1 pseudogene is annotated in these 850 nt (G+C 68.1%); it reads left to right on the top strand.

The window, feature by feature from the left end:
• Window positions 1-850 (top strand): annotated as a pseudogene (locus MOV75_RS40035) (flagellar biosynthesis protein FlgA); the annotation flags it as partial.

Genomic DNA, 850 nt, shown 5'->3' on the forward strand with positions numbered 1-850 from the left:
CGGCGCGATGGACGTGGTGGTGGAGGCGACCGGCAATCCGGCCGTGGGGATCAAGCATGCGCGCGCCGCGATCGCGGCGGGCAAGCATATCGTGATGGTGAATGTCGAAGCCGACGTGCTTGCGGGCCCGCTGCTCGCCGAGGAAGCGCGCAAGGCGGGCGTGGTCTATTCGCTCGCCTATGGCGACCAGCCGGCGCTGACGGCGGAGATGGTCGATTGGGCCCGCGCCACCGGTTTTCGCGTCGTGGCTGCCGGCAAGGGCACGAAATATCTGCCGGCCTATCACGACGTGACGCCGGACGGCGTCTGGCAGCATTACGGCCTGACCGCAGGCGAAGCGCAGTCGGCCGGCATGAATCCGCAGATGTTCAACTCGTTTCTCGACGGCACCAAATCGGCGATCGAGATGGCCGCAATCGCGAACGCCTGCGCTCTCGACGTGCCCGCGGACGGCCTTCTGTTTCCGCCCTGCGGCGTCGACGATCTGCCGCACATCATGCGGCCGCGCTCGCGCGGAGGCGTGCTGGAGCGACCCGGCGTGGTCGAAGTCGTCTCCTCGCTGGAGCGCGACGGACGGCCGGTGTTTCGCGACCTGCGCTGGGGCGTCTATGTCGTGCTGGAGGCGCCGAACGACTACGCCGCCGGCTGCTTCAGGCAATACGGCCTCAAGACCGATTCCAGCGGGCGCTTCGCAGCCATGTACAAGCCCTATCATCTGATCGGGCTCGAGCTGAACATCTCGGTGCTATCCGCGGCGCTGCGAGGCGAGCCGACTGGCCAGGCCAGCGGCTTCCGCGGCGACGTCGCGGCAGTGGCCAAGCGCAATCTGCGCGCGGGCGAGATGCTGGAC

The organism is Bradyrhizobium sp. PRIMUS42, from assembly GCF_023006515.1.
Classification (GTDB): Bacteria; Pseudomonadota; Alphaproteobacteria; order Rhizobiales; family Xanthobacteraceae; genus Bradyrhizobium.